Origin of the sequence: Mesorhizobium sp. M1403 (assembly GCF_040317695.1) — a bacterium.
Lineage (GTDB): Bacteria > Pseudomonadota > Alphaproteobacteria > Rhizobiales > Rhizobiaceae > Mesorhizobium.
The window spans coordinates 75,281-91,807 of the sequence record NZ_JAMYKY010000008.1; the positions used below are offsets into that span (position 1 = coordinate 75,281).

At 62.9% G+C, this 16,527-nt stretch carries 14 protein-coding genes; 2 read left to right on the forward strand and 12 right to left on the reverse strand.

Translation table 11 applies throughout. From position 1 onward, the window contains the following. Positions 1-11: 11 nt before the first annotated feature. Entirely contained in the window at positions 12-1,529 is a 1,518-nt protein-coding gene (locus tag NKH01_RS15755; protein ID WP_353021022.1) for a winged helix-turn-helix domain-containing tetratricopeptide repeat protein, read from the reverse strand. 154 nt (positions 1,530-1,683) lie between these two features. On the opposite strand from NKH01_RS15755, the gene NKH01_RS15760 reads away from it, so the two are divergent. Continuing rightward, the gene (locus tag NKH01_RS15760) at positions 1,684-2,130 is read left to right on the forward strand and encodes a cupin domain-containing protein (protein ID WP_502912631.1); all 447 of its coding nucleotides are present in this window, start codon (positions 1,684-1,686) and stop codon (positions 2,128-2,130) included. A 42-nt stretch (positions 2,131-2,172) separates the two neighbouring features. On the opposite strand, the gene NKH01_RS15765 is transcribed toward NKH01_RS15760, so the two are convergent. Beyond that, a complete protein-coding gene (locus tag NKH01_RS15765; RefSeq protein WP_353021025.1) occupies positions 2,173-2,469 on the reverse strand; it encodes an AzlD family protein in 297 nt (98 codons plus the stop codon). Further along, positions 2,466-3,194: an AzlC family ABC transporter permease gene (locus NKH01_RS15770; RefSeq protein ID WP_353021028.1), complete on the reverse strand. Its 729-nt coding sequence runs from the start codon at positions 3,192-3,194 to the stop codon at positions 2,466-2,468. The genes NKH01_RS15765 and NKH01_RS15770 overlap by 4 nt, the downstream gene beginning before the upstream one ends. A 241-nt stretch (positions 3,195-3,435) precedes the next feature. On the opposite strand from NKH01_RS15770, the gene NKH01_RS15775 reads away from it, so the two are divergent. Beyond that, complete coding sequence (locus NKH01_RS15775) at positions 3,436-4,233, forward strand: class I SAM-dependent methyltransferase (protein ID WP_352481533.1); 798 nt, start codon at positions 3,436-3,438, stop codon at positions 4,231-4,233. Between the two features lie 16 nt (positions 4,234-4,249). On the opposite strand, the gene NKH01_RS15780 is transcribed toward NKH01_RS15775, so the two are convergent. From NKH01_RS15780 to NKH01_RS15820, 9 genes are all read right to left on the reverse strand, one after another. Beyond that, a complete protein-coding gene (locus NKH01_RS15780) occupies positions 4,250-4,942 on the reverse strand; it encodes a DUF2461 domain-containing protein (RefSeq protein WP_353021031.1) in 693 nt (230 codons plus the stop codon). Continuing rightward, a complete protein-coding gene (gene ligA / locus NKH01_RS15785; protein WP_353021034.1) occupies positions 4,942-7,149 on the reverse strand; it encodes an NAD-dependent DNA ligase LigA in 2,208 nt (735 codons plus the stop codon). Before ligA ends, NKH01_RS15780 begins: the two co-directional genes overlap by 1 nt. Before the next feature lie 229 nt (positions 7,150-7,378). Continuing rightward, the gene (gene recN, locus NKH01_RS15790) at positions 7,379-9,052 is read right to left on the reverse strand and encodes a DNA repair protein RecN (protein WP_353021036.1); all 1,674 of its coding nucleotides are present in this window, start codon (positions 9,050-9,052) and stop codon (positions 7,379-7,381) included. Between the two features lie 13 nt (positions 9,053-9,065). Further along, positions 9,066-9,935: an outer membrane protein assembly factor BamD gene (locus NKH01_RS15795; RefSeq protein ID WP_352456160.1), complete on the reverse strand. Its 870-nt coding sequence runs from the start codon at positions 9,933-9,935 to the stop codon at positions 9,066-9,068. Positions 9,936-10,139: 204 nt separating this feature from the next. Continuing rightward, positions 10,140-11,087, reverse strand: coding sequence for a UDP-3-O-acyl-N-acetylglucosamine deacetylase (gene lpxC / locus NKH01_RS15800; protein ID WP_352481535.1), 948 nt, complete (start codon positions 11,085-11,087; stop codon positions 10,140-10,142). 279 nt (positions 11,088-11,366) lie between these two features. Continuing rightward, positions 11,367-13,037, reverse strand: coding sequence for a cell division protein FtsZ (gene ftsZ, locus NKH01_RS15805; protein WP_023721195.1), 1,671 nt, complete (start codon positions 13,035-13,037; stop codon positions 11,367-11,369). Between the two features lie 67 nt (positions 13,038-13,104). After that, positions 13,105-14,412, reverse strand: a complete 1,308-nt coding sequence (ftsA, locus tag NKH01_RS15810; RefSeq protein ID WP_023721196.1) for a cell division protein FtsA — start codon at positions 14,410-14,412, stop codon at positions 13,105-13,107. Then, positions 14,409-15,350, reverse strand: coding sequence for a cell division protein FtsQ/DivIB (locus NKH01_RS15815; RefSeq protein WP_353021038.1), 942 nt, complete (start codon positions 15,348-15,350; stop codon positions 14,409-14,411). The genes ftsA and NKH01_RS15815 overlap by 4 nt, the downstream gene beginning before the upstream one ends. Beyond that, on the reverse strand, positions 15,338-16,264 hold the full coding sequence (locus NKH01_RS15820) for a D-alanine--D-alanine ligase (RefSeq protein ID WP_023721198.1): 927 nt from the start codon (positions 16,262-16,264) through the stop codon (positions 15,338-15,340). Before NKH01_RS15820 ends, NKH01_RS15815 begins: the two co-directional genes overlap by 13 nt. Positions 16,265-16,527 lie beyond the last annotated feature (263 nt).

Consider the following 16,527-nt stretch of genomic DNA (forward strand, 5'->3'; position numbering starts at 1 on the left):
TGACCGCAGCCTTACTGCTGCCAACCGGCTTTCTTCAACAGATCCGCCATCTGGTCTGCCCAATGTGGATTGCGCAGCCTAAGCGGCGCCAAGGCATCGCCTGTAGGGTTCTCCATCTCCCGCATCAGTTCGACGCAAGATCTTGCCTCCGGCAGACGGCCAAGCGAGACGTAGCAGCAGGCGAGTGTTTCATGGGTGGGTCGCCACGTGGGACCGACCTTGCGAGCCTCAATCGCCGCGACGAGCCCCTCGTTTGCCTGCCCCGCAAATAGATAAGCGAGCGCCAGGACATTAAACCAGACGAAGTTCTGCGGATCGTACCGGTTCAACATAAGGCCGTGTTCGAGCGGCGCTATCGCTTCGGATGCGCTGCCGCGGAAAAGCTGCCCCATTCCCATAGCCAGATGACCAAGAGCGAAACTTGGGCTGATCTCGATCGCTCTTTCCGCAGCAAGAACGGCTTGTTCCTGCGCATTGGCATAGATGCTGCAGATGGCGAGCGCATAATGCGAATAGGGATTTTTCTCGTCGAGCCGAACCGCCTTCAGGGCTGCATCCAGGCCTTCTCGGATATCCTGTGCCGGCTTGTCGCTCCAGCCGTAAGCGACGATGCCGGCGCTCACCCGACCGAGCCAGAGATGGGCCTCTGCGAGTTCAGGATCGAGCTTGCACGCCAGCCGAAATAACTCGCGGCCACGCAAGTGAGTTTGACGGCCGACGTGGTGAAAATGCCAGGTACCTTGCCGCACCAGGTCCCAGGCCGTCGCATTTCCGCTGTTGCGTCCAACGGCTGGGAGCGACTCCGTCTTGAGCAGTTCGGGTTCGATCGCACCAGCCACCCGCTCGGCTATGGCATCCTGGACGGCGAACGCCTCCGTCAGTTCCATCTCGTATCGTTCGGCCCAGATCTGATTGGCCGAGGCGGCATCGACCAGTTGCGTCGAGACCCGGATCTGCTGGCCGGACCGGCGCACACTTCCTTCCAAGACATAACGGGCGCCAAGCTCGCGGGCCACCTGTTTGGAGTCGACCGACTTGTCCTTATAGACGAAGCTGGAATTGCGCCCGATCACCCGGAACCATCGGAACCTCGCCAGCGCGGTGATGATGTCCTCGGTGATGCCGTCAGCCAGATAGGCCTGTTCCCTGTCGCCGCTGACATTGGCGAACGGCAACACCGCAATGGACGCCCTTTCGGAGAGACCCGCCAGTTGGCTCGGAAGCGCATCGTCTGCAGCGGGGTCAAGCACATGAACACTGCCGGCGAAGCGATATCCGGTGCGGGGGACGGTGGCGATCCATTCGCTGCCGTCCGGCTGCGGGCCGAGTAGCTTGCGCAGGGCGGCAATCTGCACCGAAAGATTGCTTTCCTCGACGACGGCATCGGACCAGGCGGCCTCCACGAGGGCCGTCCTGCTCAGCGCCTGCGTCGGTGCCTCCACCAGGGCCTGAAGCAACGACAAGCCTTTTTGCCCGACCGCAACTGGCTTGCCCTCGCGAACAAGCGTCCCGCGCAGCAGGTCGAGCACGAACGGCCCGAACGCGAAGCGTCGCGGTGCTGAAGCATCTCGCTTTCCGGCTTCGGAAGAATTCGGAACTTTTCGCCTCCTGTTAAGGACTTCGGACGGGGGACTGATCATTCTGGCCGTCCTTCGCACAGACTAACACAAATGGAGGTTCAAGATGATGATGTTGAAACAGCCGGCCGCAATGGACAGTGCTGCGCCCAGCGAGGGAAAGGCTTTGGTTGTTAGGGGCGGCGAGGCTTATCGGGCCGAACAGGGGTCGGACTATCTGCCGGGAATAAGTGCTGAGACCGTCGGAGCGAAGGCCCTTTGGCTGGGCGTCGCCTCAATCCCGCCGGGCAAGCGGACCAAAGCCCATGTCCATGCGCGCCACGAAACAGCATTTTATATGCTGAGCGGAGACGAGTTGGAGATGTGGAGCGGGGACGAACTGCAGTTTCGCGACCTCGTGCATCCCGGCGACTATCTCTACATTCCCGCCAACGTGCTTCACGTTGCCGTGAACCGGGCAAGCACGCCGGCCACCTTTATTGGCGCCCGCAACGAACCGACCGCACAGGAGAGTGTCGTTCTGTTCCCGAAGATGGACGGCAAAATACCGTGAAGCGGCGATCTGGCAGGAAGACAGGCGTACTCCGTCGGTCCACTACCCGACGAGCTGCCGCGCGAGGATCAGCACGGCAGCACCCGCCAGGAACATCGCCATCAGGCCGCCGCGCAGTGAGACAAGGCCGGCAACGATCAAGGCTGCCCATTCCGCCGGTCCGGCGCTGAGCGCCGCCGGCGCCACCAGCGTGGTCAGCACCGCCGCCGGCACGGCGCTCAGCCCGGCCTCGACGCGCGGATGGATCTGGTCGAAGCGCGAGATCACCAGATGACCGCCGATGCGGGTCAGATAGGTCGCGATCGCAGCGGCGACGATGATCCACAAGGTTGTGCTCATGGCCGTGCCTCGACACCGCTGTGGCGAGGCGGCAGGATGACGGCGAGCAGCACGCCGGCCAGCGCACCTATGGAGACATGCCAGGGCGAGCCGACGGTTTTGTACGCAATGATGGAGGCGGCAGCGCTGGCGATGACCACCGGCAGCCACAGCGGCCGCTTGCGGAAGCTCATGACCAGGCCGAGAAAATAGATCGGCAGCAGGAAGTCGATGCCCAGCACATGGGTGTCGGGAATAAGCTTGCCGAACATCGCGCCGAGCGCGCTTTCGATGACCCAGAACACATAGACCGGCAGCCCAAGCCCCATATACCAGGTAAACCCGACGGTTTCGCCGGCCTCCGCCTTGCGCTCGGCCATCGCGAACTGCGGATCAGTGAGCACGAAATAGCCTATCGCCTGCTGGATCAGTGGCCAATGCGCGATGCGCCGGCCGATACCGGCCGAATAGAGCACGTGGCGAAAATTCACCGCGAAGATCGACAGCACGATCAGCCACGGCGCGACATGCTGGCCGAACAGCTCGATGCCGACCATCTGGCTGGCGCCGCCGAACACCGTTGCGCTCATCAGGAACGCTTCGAGCACGGAAAGCCCGTTGTCGACTGCGAGCGCCCCGAACAGCAATGCAAACGGCGCCGATGCCACCACGACGGGCATGCTGAGCCGCACGCCTTGCCAGAAATCGCTTTTCGCACCGTTTTCGGAGATTGCTTCCGCCGACATCAATCGCTCCTCGGGACGGTCGTATGTAGGGAGGGCCGCCCTCCTTGTCACACCAATTCGCTTGAGGCAAATGATCAGCGGAAGTGATGGCTGAGGCGGGCGGCAAGGCGCTCCAGTGCCCAGTGGATAAAAATCAGACGCTTGGCACCTGGGAGGGCATATCCGTTGGCGCCCATCGGTCCTTGCCAAAAGTGGCGGCCACAGACCCAAGGCCAGAGGTGGTTCCCCAGAGGTGGTTGCAATGAGCGAATTTTTCATCGATCCAAAATTCGGCCGCCTGGCCTTCGGCGCCGATCCCGGCAGCTATCACGCGACGCGGCCTGGCTATCCTGATTGGGTATTCGAAATTCTATGTGAACGGTGCCGTCTCGCCCCTGGCACGGCGACGTTCGAGATTGGCGCAGGTACAGGAACTGCTACGCGCCGCTTACTCGAACTGGGCGCGAGCCCGATGCTCGCCATCGAGCCGGATTCTCGCCTCGCGACTTTCCTTTGCGAGACTATTCAGGACAAGGCGCTCTCGGTGAGCGTCTCTGCGTTTGAGGATGCCGTCCTTGAGAAGGCCGGTTTTGATCTCGGCGTCAGCGCCACTGCCTTTCATTGGCTGGATGAGGACACCGCGCTGGTCAAGGTCGCCGAGCTGCTTCGGCCGGGCGGCTGGTGGGCAATGGTCTGGAATGTATTCGGCGACAACAGTCGCCCCGATCCCTTTCATGATGCGACGAAGGCACTGCTTGAAGGGCCTTCGAGCCCTTCGGCGGGCTCAAATGGTATTCCGTTCGCCCTTGATGCCGAGGCCCGCGTGGCGGCGCTGGAGCGAACCGGCGCGTTCGATTCCATCGAACATCGGACAAGTGTCTGGTCGCTCGTCCTCGATCCTGACCAGACGGTCGCCCTCTATGCCACTTTTTCCAACATCAACATCCGCAGCGACCGCGAAGCAATCCTGGCGGAGCTGGGTCGCATCGTCCGCGACGAGTTCCAAGGCTCCATAACCCGCAACATGACCACCAGCCTCTACACTGCGCGGCGCATTTGACTGTCTGATTTATCCGCTAGCGCGGCGAAGCCTTGCCTTCGATCGCCCTGCCCCAGTCGAGCAGCGGTTTTGCCCGCATGACGAAGTCGACGAGTTCGTCGACCAATCCAGCTCCATAAATATCCGCCGGCTCGACTGCGTGCCGGACGGCAAAATGCCGATTGCGGATCGCGGCAGCGAGATCGGGCTCGGCGATATGCTCGAAGCCGCGCGGCGTGCGCTTCATGCAGCCGTCCGGGTCGAGCTCGAGGCCGTTCTTCTTCAGCGCCGCGACGAGGGTGCGGAATTCAGCCGGCCGCTTCGCGATCGCGTTGCGCAGCGCCAGCAATAGCTCCGGTCCGGGCTGCCACCAGGCAACGGCGGCAAAGCAGCGATCGAGCCCGATATGGACGTAAAACACGCCCTGTTCCATCTTGGTGCCGTCAGGCGAAAGGATCGCCGACAAATGCCGGTTATAGGGCCGTTTGTCCTTGGCGAAACGCACATCGCGGTTAATCCGGAACAGCGACTTCTTGCGGTCGCCGCGCAGGCCGAGCCCCGCGGCCGTGAAGCGCTCGGAGAGCGTCTCGACCAGATCGCCGAAGGGATCACGCAGGTCGCGTTCGAAAAGGTCGCGGTTTTCCAAAAACCACTCCCGGCTCTGATGAAAATCGAGCGCCTTGAGGAAGGGAATGGCCTTTTGCCCAAAACCGTAGAACACAGCCGCCATCACCCGCCCTTGCCGATCCGCTGCAGCCAGGTGTCCTCGTCGATCACCTCGATGCCGAATTTGGTCGCGTCCTTCAGCTTGGAACCGGCGCCCGGCCCCGCTACCAGGAGATCGGTCTTCGCAGAAACCGAGCCGGCGACCTTCGCGCCGAGACGTTCAGCCATCGCCTTGGCCTCGGGGCGCGTCATCTTTTCCAGCGTGCCTGTAAACACGATTGTCTTGCCGGCGACCGCACTATCGGCTGAGACGTTCACAATGTATGGCTTCGGGTGGACCTGTGTGAGCAGCGCTTCAAGCACGGCGTCGTTGCGTTCATTGCCGAAGAAATCGCGAAGCGCACCTATCACCGTATCGCCGATGCCGTTGATCGAAGGAAAAACGGTGTGTGGATCGGCCGCCGCCGCCGTCTCCTTGCCAACGCGGATCAACTCCTCGATCGTCGAGAAGGTTCGGGCAAGCACAGCGGCCGTCGTTTCGCCGATATGGCGGATGCCCAGCGCAAAGATGAAGCGATCAATTTCCGGTTCGCGGCGAGCGTCGATGGCAGCGAAGAGCTTGTCGAGGCCGTCGTAGTTGCGTTCCTCGACACTGCGTACATTCTTGCGCGTCTTGCCCGACGCGGCCTCACGCTGCCTGGCCTGCTCTTCCCGCCGCTCGGCCAGCGCCTTGGTAACGGCGGGACGACGATCCCTGAGCGTAAAGATATCGGCGGCTGTCTTGATCAACCCGGCGTTGAAGAACAGATCTATGTTTTCAGCGCCCAGGCCTTCGATATCCATGGCGCCGCGTGACACGAAATGGCGCAATCCTTCCACGGCCTGCGCAGGGCAGATCAGTTCGCCGGTGCAGCGGCGGCGGGAATCCTCCTTGCCGGTCTTCTCGTTGATCTCGCGCGTTGCGGGTGAGCCACAGATCGGACATTTGTGCGGGAATTCGTAGGGCACGGCATCTGGCGGACGCTTATCGGCTACGACGCTCACGATCTGCGGAATGACGTCCCCTGCCCGCTGGATGACCACTGTGTCGCCGATACGCACGTCATAGCCGTCGCGGATCGGCTGGCCGTTGCTGTCCAGACCCTTGATGTAATCTTCGTTGTGAAGCGTGACGTTTTCGACCACGACGCCGCCGACCGTGACGGGTGCAAGCCGGGCAACGGGCGCCAGCGTACCGGTACGGCCGACCTGAATGTCGATCCTCAGCACGGTTGTCATGGCCTGTTCGGCCGGAAATTTGTGGGCGATGGCCCAGCGTGGTTCGCCAGTGACGAAACCCCATCTGCGCTGCAATTCCAGCTGGTCGACCTTGTAGACGACGCCGTCGATGTCGTAGCCCAGTGATGAGCGCTGGGTCTCGATCAGGTGATAATGCGCGACCAGTTCCTCGACCGATCTTGCCCGGACCATCAGCGGGCTGACCTTGAACCCCCACTCCGCGAATTTCTGCACGGAATCGTACTGGGTCGGAGCCGGATCCTTTGTGGTAAAGCCCCAGGCGTAGGCAAAGAACTTGAGGTTGCGGCTGGCGGTAATAGACGGGTCCTTCTGACGGAGCGACCCGGCCGCGGTATTGCGCGGATTGACGTAATCCTGGCCGCCGATCGCCGCCGAGCGCTGCTTCAACGCCTCGAATTCCGCGTAGGTCATATAGACCTCACCGCGTATTTCGATGACCTCGGGCCAGCCCGATCCCTTCAAGGTCTTGGGAATGTCGGCGATGGTCCTCAGATTGGCGGTGATGTCCTCGCCAACGGCGCCGTCGCCGCGCGTTGCCCCCTGCACGAACACACCACCTTCATAACGCAGCGAAGCCGACAGCCCGTCGATCTTCGGCTCAGCCGTGAAGGCGATGTCCAGATCCTTGTCGCGATCAAAGAACCGCCGGCCACGTACGATGAAATCGGCGACATCCTGGTCGGTATAGGCCTTGGCGAGGCTGAGCATCGGCACCGCATGACGCACCTTGGCAAAGCCTTCCGCCGGTGGCGCGCCGACCCTGCGTGAGGGGGAATCCTCACGCAGCAAAGCAGGGAAGCGCTGTTCGATGGCGAGATTGCGCCGCGTCAGCGCGTCATATTCCGCGTCCGTGATTATCGGCGCGTCCTCGCCATGGTAGCGCCGGTCGTGCTCGGCGATCTCCTGCGCCAACCGCTTCAACTCGCTTGCCGCCTCGCTTTCGCTGAGCGAATCGACTGGTTTTTCGTCCATACACTGCTCCCTCCACGGTGGCGCGACACAATAGAACAGGATTCTCTCATGAGGGAGAGATCAGACACGGAAATCATTCCTGAACAGCAGGATGGAGCCAGACCCTGACTCAGGTCACGAGCGCCGGAAACGAACTCGTCTAGAGCAATTCCAGGAAAAGTGTGAAACGGTTTTCCGTCCGGAATTGCGCAAAACAAAGAGGTAGAGCGGTTCGGCGTGATGAACCGCTCTACGCTGCCGCGATGTTCTCCCGCAGCAAGCGCTCGGCCGCCGCGCGCGCCTCGTCGGTGATGGTGGCGCCGGCGAGCATGCGCGCGATCTCCTCCTGCCGCGCCGCCCGGTCCATCTCGGCGATGCCGGTCGACACCCGGTCGGCCCCGCCTGACTTGGAGATCAGGAAATGCGTCGCGGCGCGCGCCGCCACTTGCGGCGCGTGCGTGACCGAAAGCACCTGCACGCGCTTTGCCAGCCGCGCCAGCCGCTGGCCGATGGCGTCGGCAACCGCGCCGCCTACCCCGGTGTCGATTTCGTCGAAGACCAGGGTCGGCGCCGAGCCGCGATCGGCCAGCGCCACCTTGAGTGCCAGCAGAAAGCGCGAAAGCTCGCCGCCGGAAGCGACCTTCATCATTGGGCCGGGCCGGGTGCCGGGGTTGGTGTGCACCCAGAACTCGACCTGGTCGATGCCTTCTTCCATGCGGCTCCCGGCATCGCTTGCGATCTCGACGATGAACTCAGCCCGTTCGAGCTTCAGCGCCGGCAGTTCGGCCATTACCGCCTTGGTCAGCCCTGCGGCCGCCGCATGGCGAAGCGACGACAGCTGGGCCGCCGTAATGTCATAGGCCTGACGCGCAGCTGCAGCCTGTCTCTCCAGCGCATGCAGGCGCTCTTCGCCAGCGTCGAGATCGGTAAGGTCGGCCGCCATGGTGTCGCGCAGTTGCGCCAGATCGTCGACAGCGACGCTGTGCTTGCGCGAGGCGGCACGCAGCGCAAACAGCCGCTCCTCGGCCTTCTCCAGCCGCTGCGGATCATATTCAGTGGCGCGAAGTGCTGCTTCCACGCCCGACTGCGCCGCGTCGAGCGACAGCATCGCCTCGTCGAGCGATTTGACGACCTCTTCAAGCAAGCCGGGCGCTTCCGTCACCTTGCGCTGCAGCCGCCTGAGCAGGCTGGCCAACTGCGGCAAGGGTGAGGACGGGCCCGAGAGCACATCCTGCGCATCGTGGATTTCCGAGGCGATCTTTTCGGCACGCATCATCGAGGCGCGCAGGTCGGCGAGCTCGGTCTCTTCACCCGGTTGCGGATCGAGCCTGGTCAATTCGGCGACCGCCGCACGCAGATAATCGGCCTCGCGGGAAGCCGCCTCGACTTTGGCCCGGTGCCGTGAAAATTCCTGCTCGCAGGCGCGCCAGTGCCGCCACGCCTCGCCTGTTGCACGCGCGGCGCCCAGATGACCGCCGAAGCTGTCCAGCAATTCCCGATGCGCACCGGGATCGACCAAAGCGCGCTCGTCGTGCTGGCCGTGGATCTCGACCAGCGCATGGCCGACGTCGCGCATCAGCGTCACGCTGGACGGCTGGTCGTTGACGAAAACGCGCGTGCGGCCGTCCGCCGTCTGGACGCGGCGCAGGATGATGTCGCCGTCGTCCTCGATGGCGTTCTCGGCGAGCAGCATACGGGCCGGGTGGTTGCGCGGCACGTCGAACACAGCGATGACCTGGCCTTGTGCCGCGCCTTGCCGCACCAGCGAGGCGTCGCCGCGGGCGCCAAGCGCCAGCGACAAGGCGTCGAGCAGGATGGACTTTCCGGCGCCGGTTTCGCCGGTCAGCACCGAAAGGCCGGACGAGAAGTCGATGTCCAGCTTCTCGATCAGAACGATATCGCGGATCGACAGCCTGGAGAGCATGGTGACGCGCCGCTCAGGCGCCGGTGATCAGCTTCCCGGCCTTGGAGATCCACGATCCGGCATTCTCGCGCGGCTCGAGCCCACCACTCTGCAGGAGCTTATAGGAGTCCTTGTACCACTGGCTGTCGGGATAGTTGGTGCCGAGCACGGCCGCGGCGGTCTGCGCTTCCGACGTCAGCCCCATCGCGTAGTAGCTCTCGGTCAGACGCGCCAGCGCCTCCTCGACATGGCGTGTGTTGGAATAGTTCTCCACCACGTTGCGGAATCGTTTGACGGCTGCGATGTACTCGCGGCGCTCGAGATAATAGCGGCCGATCTGCATCTCTTTGCCGGCGAGCTGATCGTTGGCGAAGCGGATCTTCTCCTTGGCGTCGTCGGCATATTCGGACGTGGGCCAGCGCGTCACCAGGTCCTGCATCGTCTGCACGGTAAGACGCGCTTCCTTCTGGTCCTGGGTGACGTCCTTGATCTGGCGGTAGTAGCTCAGCCCGATAATATATTGGGCATAGGCTGCATCGTCGGTCGACGGGTAAAGGGTCAGGTAGCGCTTGGCCGAACCAATCGCCTCGTCGTAATTGCCCTGACGGTAGTCGGCAAAGGCGCCCATCACCATCGATTTGCGGGCGAATTCCGAATACGGATGCTGGCGGTCGACGGCATCGAATTTGCGGCTTGCCTCCTGCAGGCGCCCGGCATTCAGATTGGCGAGACCCTGATTATAGAGCACGTCGGCCGGCTCGGTCTGATCGACATAGGTCGATAGATCGACGTCCTTCTCGGACGACATGCAGGCCGACAGAAACAGCGATGGAACGACGACCGAAAGCGCCAGGAAAACAGCCCGCCGCGGCGCCTTCGATTGACCAACTCGCTTGAAAAACATGATTGGATTCCGCCCTTTCGGCGTCATTTCAGTCGACGGCAGCAGCCATAAACCATAACCGCCTTGCCCGGCAACGCTATCCCCGGCCAATCGCACATTTTTGTGGCGGTTTGGCGCCACCTGGAAAGCTGTGCGATTTGGCCGGCCAGTGATGCATCCTTGCAACACAGCTGATCGCAATAAGAGCCGCAAAAACGTTAAGAATCAGATCATCCAGGGCGCAAAGAGGGGGGCATTGACGGCGCTCATCTCGGCGGCACGGCCGCGCTCGCGGCGCGTCGTCTCGACGATCTCGAAAGCCGAACGGTCGGACAAGAGACGGCGCAGCGCCGCGGCGTTGAGCCTGTGGCCACCACGATAGGAGCGGAAGCAGCCGATAAACCGGGCACCGGCGAGCGCCAGGTCGCCCATTGCATCCATCGTCTTGTGCCGCGCGAACTCGTTGGGATAGCGCAGGCCTCCCATGTTGATCACGCGGTTGTCATCGCCGATCACCAGCGAGTTCTCCAGCGAGGAGCCGAGCGCGTAGCCAGCTGCCCATAGCCGCTCGACGTCCTTCATGAACCCGAAAGTGCGGGCCCGCGCGACGTCGCGGCGGAAAATGTCGGCATTCATATCGGATGCGAAAAGCTGGCGGCCGATCGCCGGGCTTTCGAAATCGATCTCGATCTCGAAGCGCGTGCCATCATAGGGCCTGAACTCCGCCCAGCAGGCGCCGTTCTCGATGCGAACCGGCTTGACCACCCTGATGTAGCGACGCTTGACCGGCAGCGTTTCGATGCCTGCCTGGTCCATGGCCTCGATGAACATGACCGCGCTGCCGTCGAGGATAGGCACCTCACGGCCGTCGATTTCAATGACGAGATTGTCGATCCCAAGCCCAAAGAGCGTCGCCATCAGATGCTCGACCGTGGCAATGTGCTCGCCTTGCGGATCGCCAAGCATGGTGCAGAGGTCGGTGGCACCGACCTCGGAAACGAGCGCGCGAAATTCGTGGCTTCCGCTTGCATTCGAAAGCTGGAAGACGATACCCGTATCGGCATCTGCCGGCAGGAAATGGACGGTGACCGGATTGCCGCTATGGACGCCGATACCAGTCAGCGTCGCACGCGATTTAAGTGTCGTCTGATAGTCGTGCAAAACAATCCCCATAGCCCGTACTGCCTAGGTCCGCTTCATCTGCCCTGAGGGCGCGGCTCTTGATTGATCGGCAGGCAGGGCCACTTCCCCGAGACTCCCAGCAAACCGACTTTGGTCGGTGGCGAAGATAATGGTCCCACAGGGAGACTCCAAATCACGGTTTCTTACTCTTTGTAACTGCGGTCCAGCGCGGGATTGCCCCATAAGTCCTTGTTTTAAAATCGCTTTTAATATTAACAGGCGAACAGTTTCCTGCTCGCCTGTTAACAACTGTTACGAACCGTCAACAGATCAATTGGCCTGCCGGCGCAGGAAGGCGGGAATCTCCAGCTGATCGTCTTCCTGGACAGCCCGGCTCTGCGGCGTCAGTCGGCCCTGCTCGTCCAGCTGGCCGCGGCGCGGCGCGTAAAGCTGCGGATCCTGGCTGGCTAGGCGGCGCACTTCCGCCGGCGCCTGGCGCAGTTTCGGTTCGCGCGGCTGCGCCGGCTGCAGCCGTGCAGGTTCCTCTTCGCGGCGGGTTAGGCCGTTGGTCAGGCGCTTGAGCAAGCCCATCGGGCCGCTGTTCTCGTGGTCGGCCGGGCGGGCCTTGGCTTCCACTTCAGCCTTCACCTGCGGCGGGAAATCCTCTACCCGCGGCATGCGCTGGGGTGCCGCGGCAATCGGCTGCGGCATTTCACGATGCGGAGCCGGCTGCATCGCTTGCTGAACCACTGGCTGCATCATCGGCTGCGGCTGAGCGGGAGGCGCCTGGAAGATCTTGCTCTGCGGACGGAAGTCTTCCGAATGCGCGACCGGTGCCGGGCGGGCCTGCGCCATCGCTGCCGCATTCGCCTCGGCGAGCTGAATGGCCTCGGCGACCGGATCGGCAGCACGTGGTTCATAGATCGGCTGCTGGACAGGCGCCGGGCGCATTTCCGTGACCTGAGCCGCCGGGCGGCTGACCGGCTTCGGCGGAGCCGTGCGGATGGCGATCGGCGCTGCAGCGATTTCGGCCGCCGATTTGTCGATGCCGGTGGCGACCACCGACACGCGGATAACGCCTTCGAGTTCCTCATCGAAGGTGGCGCCCAGAATGATGTTGGCGTCCTGGTCGACCTCTTCGCGAATGCGGGTTGCGGCCTCGTCGACTTCGAACAGTGTCAGGTCGCGGCCGCCGGTGATCGAGATCAGCAGGCCCTTGGCGCCCTTCATCGAGGTCTCGTCGAGCAGCGGGTTGGCGATGGCGGCTTCCGCGGCGGCCATTGCGCGGCCCTCGCCCGAAGCCTCGCCGGTTCCCATCATCGCCTTGCCCATTTCGCGCATGACCGAGCGGACGTCGGCGAAGTCGAGATTGATCAGGCCTTCCTTGACCATCAGGTCGGTGATGCAGGCGACACCCGAATAGAGCACCTGGTCGGCCATGGCGAAGGCGTCGGCGAAGGTCGTCTTGTCATTGGCCAGCCGGAACAGGTTCTGGTTGGGAATGACGATCAGCGTATCGACACATTTCTGCAGTTCCTCGATACCCATGTCGGCCGTCTTCATGCGGCGCTGGCCTTCGAAGTGGAACGGCTTGGTGACGACGCCGACGGTAAGGATGCCCTTTTCGCGGGCAGCGCGCGCGACCACGGGCGCCGCCCCGGTGCCGGTGCCGCCGCCCATGCCGGCGGTGACGAAGCACATATGCGTGTTCGAGAGATGATCGATGATCTCGTCGATGCACTCTTCCGCCGCCGCGCGCCCGACTTCAGGCTGCGATCCGGCGCCGAGACCCTCGGTGACATGCGCACCGAGCTGGATCAGCCGCTCGGCCTTCGACATCGTCAGTGCCTGCGCGTCGGTGTTGGCCACCACGAACTCGACGCCGCGCAAGCCGGCGGTGATCATGTTGTTGACGGCATTGCCGCCGCCGCCGCCGACACCAAACACGGTGATGCGCGGCTTGAGCTCGGTGATGTCCGGCTTCTGCAGATTGATGGTCATTGTCTTCGTCCTTTGCCTTTCCCGCCGCTTCGCCGCCGCGGCCGCCTATGGGGCTGTCCCCGTCAAATTAAAAACTGTCTCTCAACCACTGACTCATTCGATGCAGTTTTCCGCCTGTTCCGGTCATCCGAAGACCGGAAATTCCCTTCGCCGGGCGGCTCTCGAAGCTCGCCATCTGCGGGTAGATCAGGAGTCCGACCGGGGTCGAGAAAGCCGGCCCCTTGGCCGCCTCGGGCAGGCCTGCCACGCCGAGCGGGCGGCCAATACGTACATTGCGGCCGAGAATGCGGCGTGCTGCTTCGGGCAGGCCGGCAAGCTGGCTGGCGCCGCCGGTCAGCACCACACGCTTGCCGACGGCATTGCCGTAGCCGGACTTGTTCAGCCGGTCGCGCAGCAGTTCCAGCGTCTCGTCGATGCGGGCGCGGATGATGCGCGTCATCACCGAGCGCGGGATCTGCAACGGCACCTCGCCGTCCTCGCCGATCGGATGGATCGAGACCAGGTCGCGGTCGTCGGCGCTTCCTGGCAGCGCCGAGCCATGCATCACTTTCAGCCTTTCAGCGGCATCGAGCGAGGTCGATAGGCCCTTGGCCATATCCAGCGTGACGTGGTTGCCGCCAATCGCGATGGCGTCGCCGTGGACGAACTTGCCTTCCGAAAATACCGAGATCGTCGTCGTGCCGCCGCCCATATCGATGCAGGCCGCGCCCATTTCGAGCTCGTCGTCGACCAGCGCGGCAAGCCCGCTGGCATAGGGCGTCGCCACCATGCGCTCGACCGACAGATGCGAGCGGTTGATGCAGAGCTCCAGATTGCGCAGGGGCGCCGCGTCGCCTGTCAGCACGTGCATGTCGACGCCAAGCTGGTCGCCAACCATGCCGCGCGGATCGCGCACACCGCGCTCGGCATCCAGCGAAAAGGCCACGGGAAGCGAATGGATCACCTCGCGCTCAGCCCGCAGCGCCTGCTTGGCGCCGGCGGCAAGCACGCGCTTGATGTCGGCCTCGTCAGCCTCATGGCCGCCGAGATTGATGGTGGCCGAAAAAGCCTCGCTCTTCAGCCGGCCGGCGGTCATGTTGACGATCAGCGAATCGACCGTCAGTCCCGCCATGCGTTCGGCGGCGTCGACGGCAAGACGGATGGCGTGCTCGGCACGGTCGAGATCGATGACGACGCCCGATTTCACGCCTTGCGATTTCTGGTGGCCGATGCCGATCACCTGGATGCGATGCGAGCGTCCGCGCAGCAGCTTGCCATCGTCGCGCGGCTTGAGCTTGGCCACCACGCAGCAGACCTTGCTGGAACCGACATCCAGCACCGTCAGGATGCCGGACCGGCGCGACGAGGCATCGCTGTTGCCGCCAAGCCAGCTCATATCTTCGTCTCCGGCTTGCGCTTCAGCATCTTGGGCTTTTCGTTGAGCGCAGCCTCGCGCTGCGTCGCCGCTTCCGGCGTCAACTGGACGACCAGACGGTCGGAAAGGCGCATGTCGACGGCTGCGATGTCGCGCGTCAAAAGCCCGTTCTCGTGGTCCATCCTGACCAGGTCGGCAATCGCCTGGTCCTCACCGTCTTCGGGAAGCTTGACGGTGATGCCATTCTCAAGCTTGAGATCCCAGCGCCGTTCGCCGATGCGGATATAGCCTTTGATCCGCGCGGCAAGCTCCGGATAATTCTTGATCCTGGCCAGGAAATCCGGCGCCTTGGCCGGTGCGCCGGTGCCGATGATCAGCGGCAGCAATATCTGCTTGCCGCCGGAGAACGGCGCAATGACGGTGCCGGATTTCTCGATGACCGAAAGCGCGCTCCCTTGCTGCCACAGCGCGAACGGCTCGCGCTCCGCGACGCGCACTTCCAGCGTATGCGGGTAGACTTTGCGCACTGCCGCGGCTTCGACCCAGGGCAGCGTGGTGATGCGTTCGCGCGCAGCTTCGGCATCGAAGCCGATCAGCGAGGTCCAGCCGTCGAGTTCCAGCCTGTCGAGAATATCGATCTCGGAGGTTTCGCGGTTGCCGACGACCTTGACCTGGTCGACGGCAAAACCGGTGCGGGCGGTGACACTCTGGACGATGGCGTCGGCATGCCCGCCGAGATAGGCGCCATAGGCGCTGCTCGAAATAAGCAGTGCCGCCGACAGGATGGCAGCGCAATAGGGCGGCGCTTCGAAATCGCCCTCGCCGAGGCGCGCCAGCACACGCACCGGCCGGCGGAGCAGGCGTGGCAGCACGAAATGGTCGAACGACAACGGCATGCCGAACAGCACCGGCCCGGCCGCGCCCTTCCCCTTGCCCTGTCCCCACTTCAACGCAGACACGAAGCGTCCTCCACCATCCAACTCAACAAATCGCCGAACGAGTGTCCCGCTTGCGCGGCGATTTCCGGCACCAAAGACGTCGGCGTCATACCCGGCTGGGTGTTGACCTCGAGCCAGACAATTTCACCGTTTTCGGAGTGACGATCGTCATAACGGAAGTCCGACCGGGAAACGCCCCGACAGCCGATAGCTTGGTGAGCCTTGAGCGTCAGTGTCTGTATTTTTTGGTAAATATTCGGTGAAAGTTTTGCCGGGCATTCGTGTTTTGATCCGCCCGCGACGTATTTTGAATCATAGTCGTAGAAGGAATGGCCGGTCGGGATGATCTCGCAGACACCGAGCGCCACATCGCCCATCACCGCGCACGTCAATTCTCGCCCGTGCACATAACGCTCGACCATCACCGTATCGCCATATCTCCACTCGGACGAGCCGATGATCTGCGGTGGATGCGACTGGCCTTCATGCACGATGACGACGCCGAAGCTCGATCCTTCGTTGACCGGCTTGACCACATAGGGCGGCTTCATCGGGTGCTTGTTCTGGATGGCGAAGCGATTGGCCACCTTCGATTCCGCTACCGGAATGCCGGCCGCCTTGGCGACCTTCTTGGCCTGTTCCTTGTTCATCGCGAGCGCCGAGGCAAGCACGCCGGAATGGGTGTACGGAATGGCCAGATACTCGAGGATGCCCTGGATGGTGCCGTCCTCGCCGAAGGGGCCGTGCAGCGCGTTGAAGACGACGTCGGGCTTGAGCTCGACGAGCACCGAGCTGATGTCGCGCGAGACGTCGACCCGGGTGACCTGGTAGCCCTCCCCCTCGAGTGTATCGGCGCAGGCTTTGCCCGACGACAGGGACACGGGCCGCTCGGACGAGAATCCCCCCAGAAGGACGGCCACGTGCTTGCTTGTCATTCCCCGTCATTTCCTCTCACAGCAGGCCTGCACCATCGTGCATGGCCCGAAAAGCATCGCGCGCACTCAAATACGCCGAGCAGCTTTGCTCCCGTGTTTCCGCAACATTGAGTCCGAGTCTCCCGGCAGGTTGCCCCCCAGACGGAAACGCGAGTAACGCGTCGAAACGACTCAAATCAGGAAACGCTTCAGGGCAGAGAATCAGAGAGTTGATTCGCTGGCAAGTGCTTACGATTCCGATGGATTCACTTTCCGCAAAAACG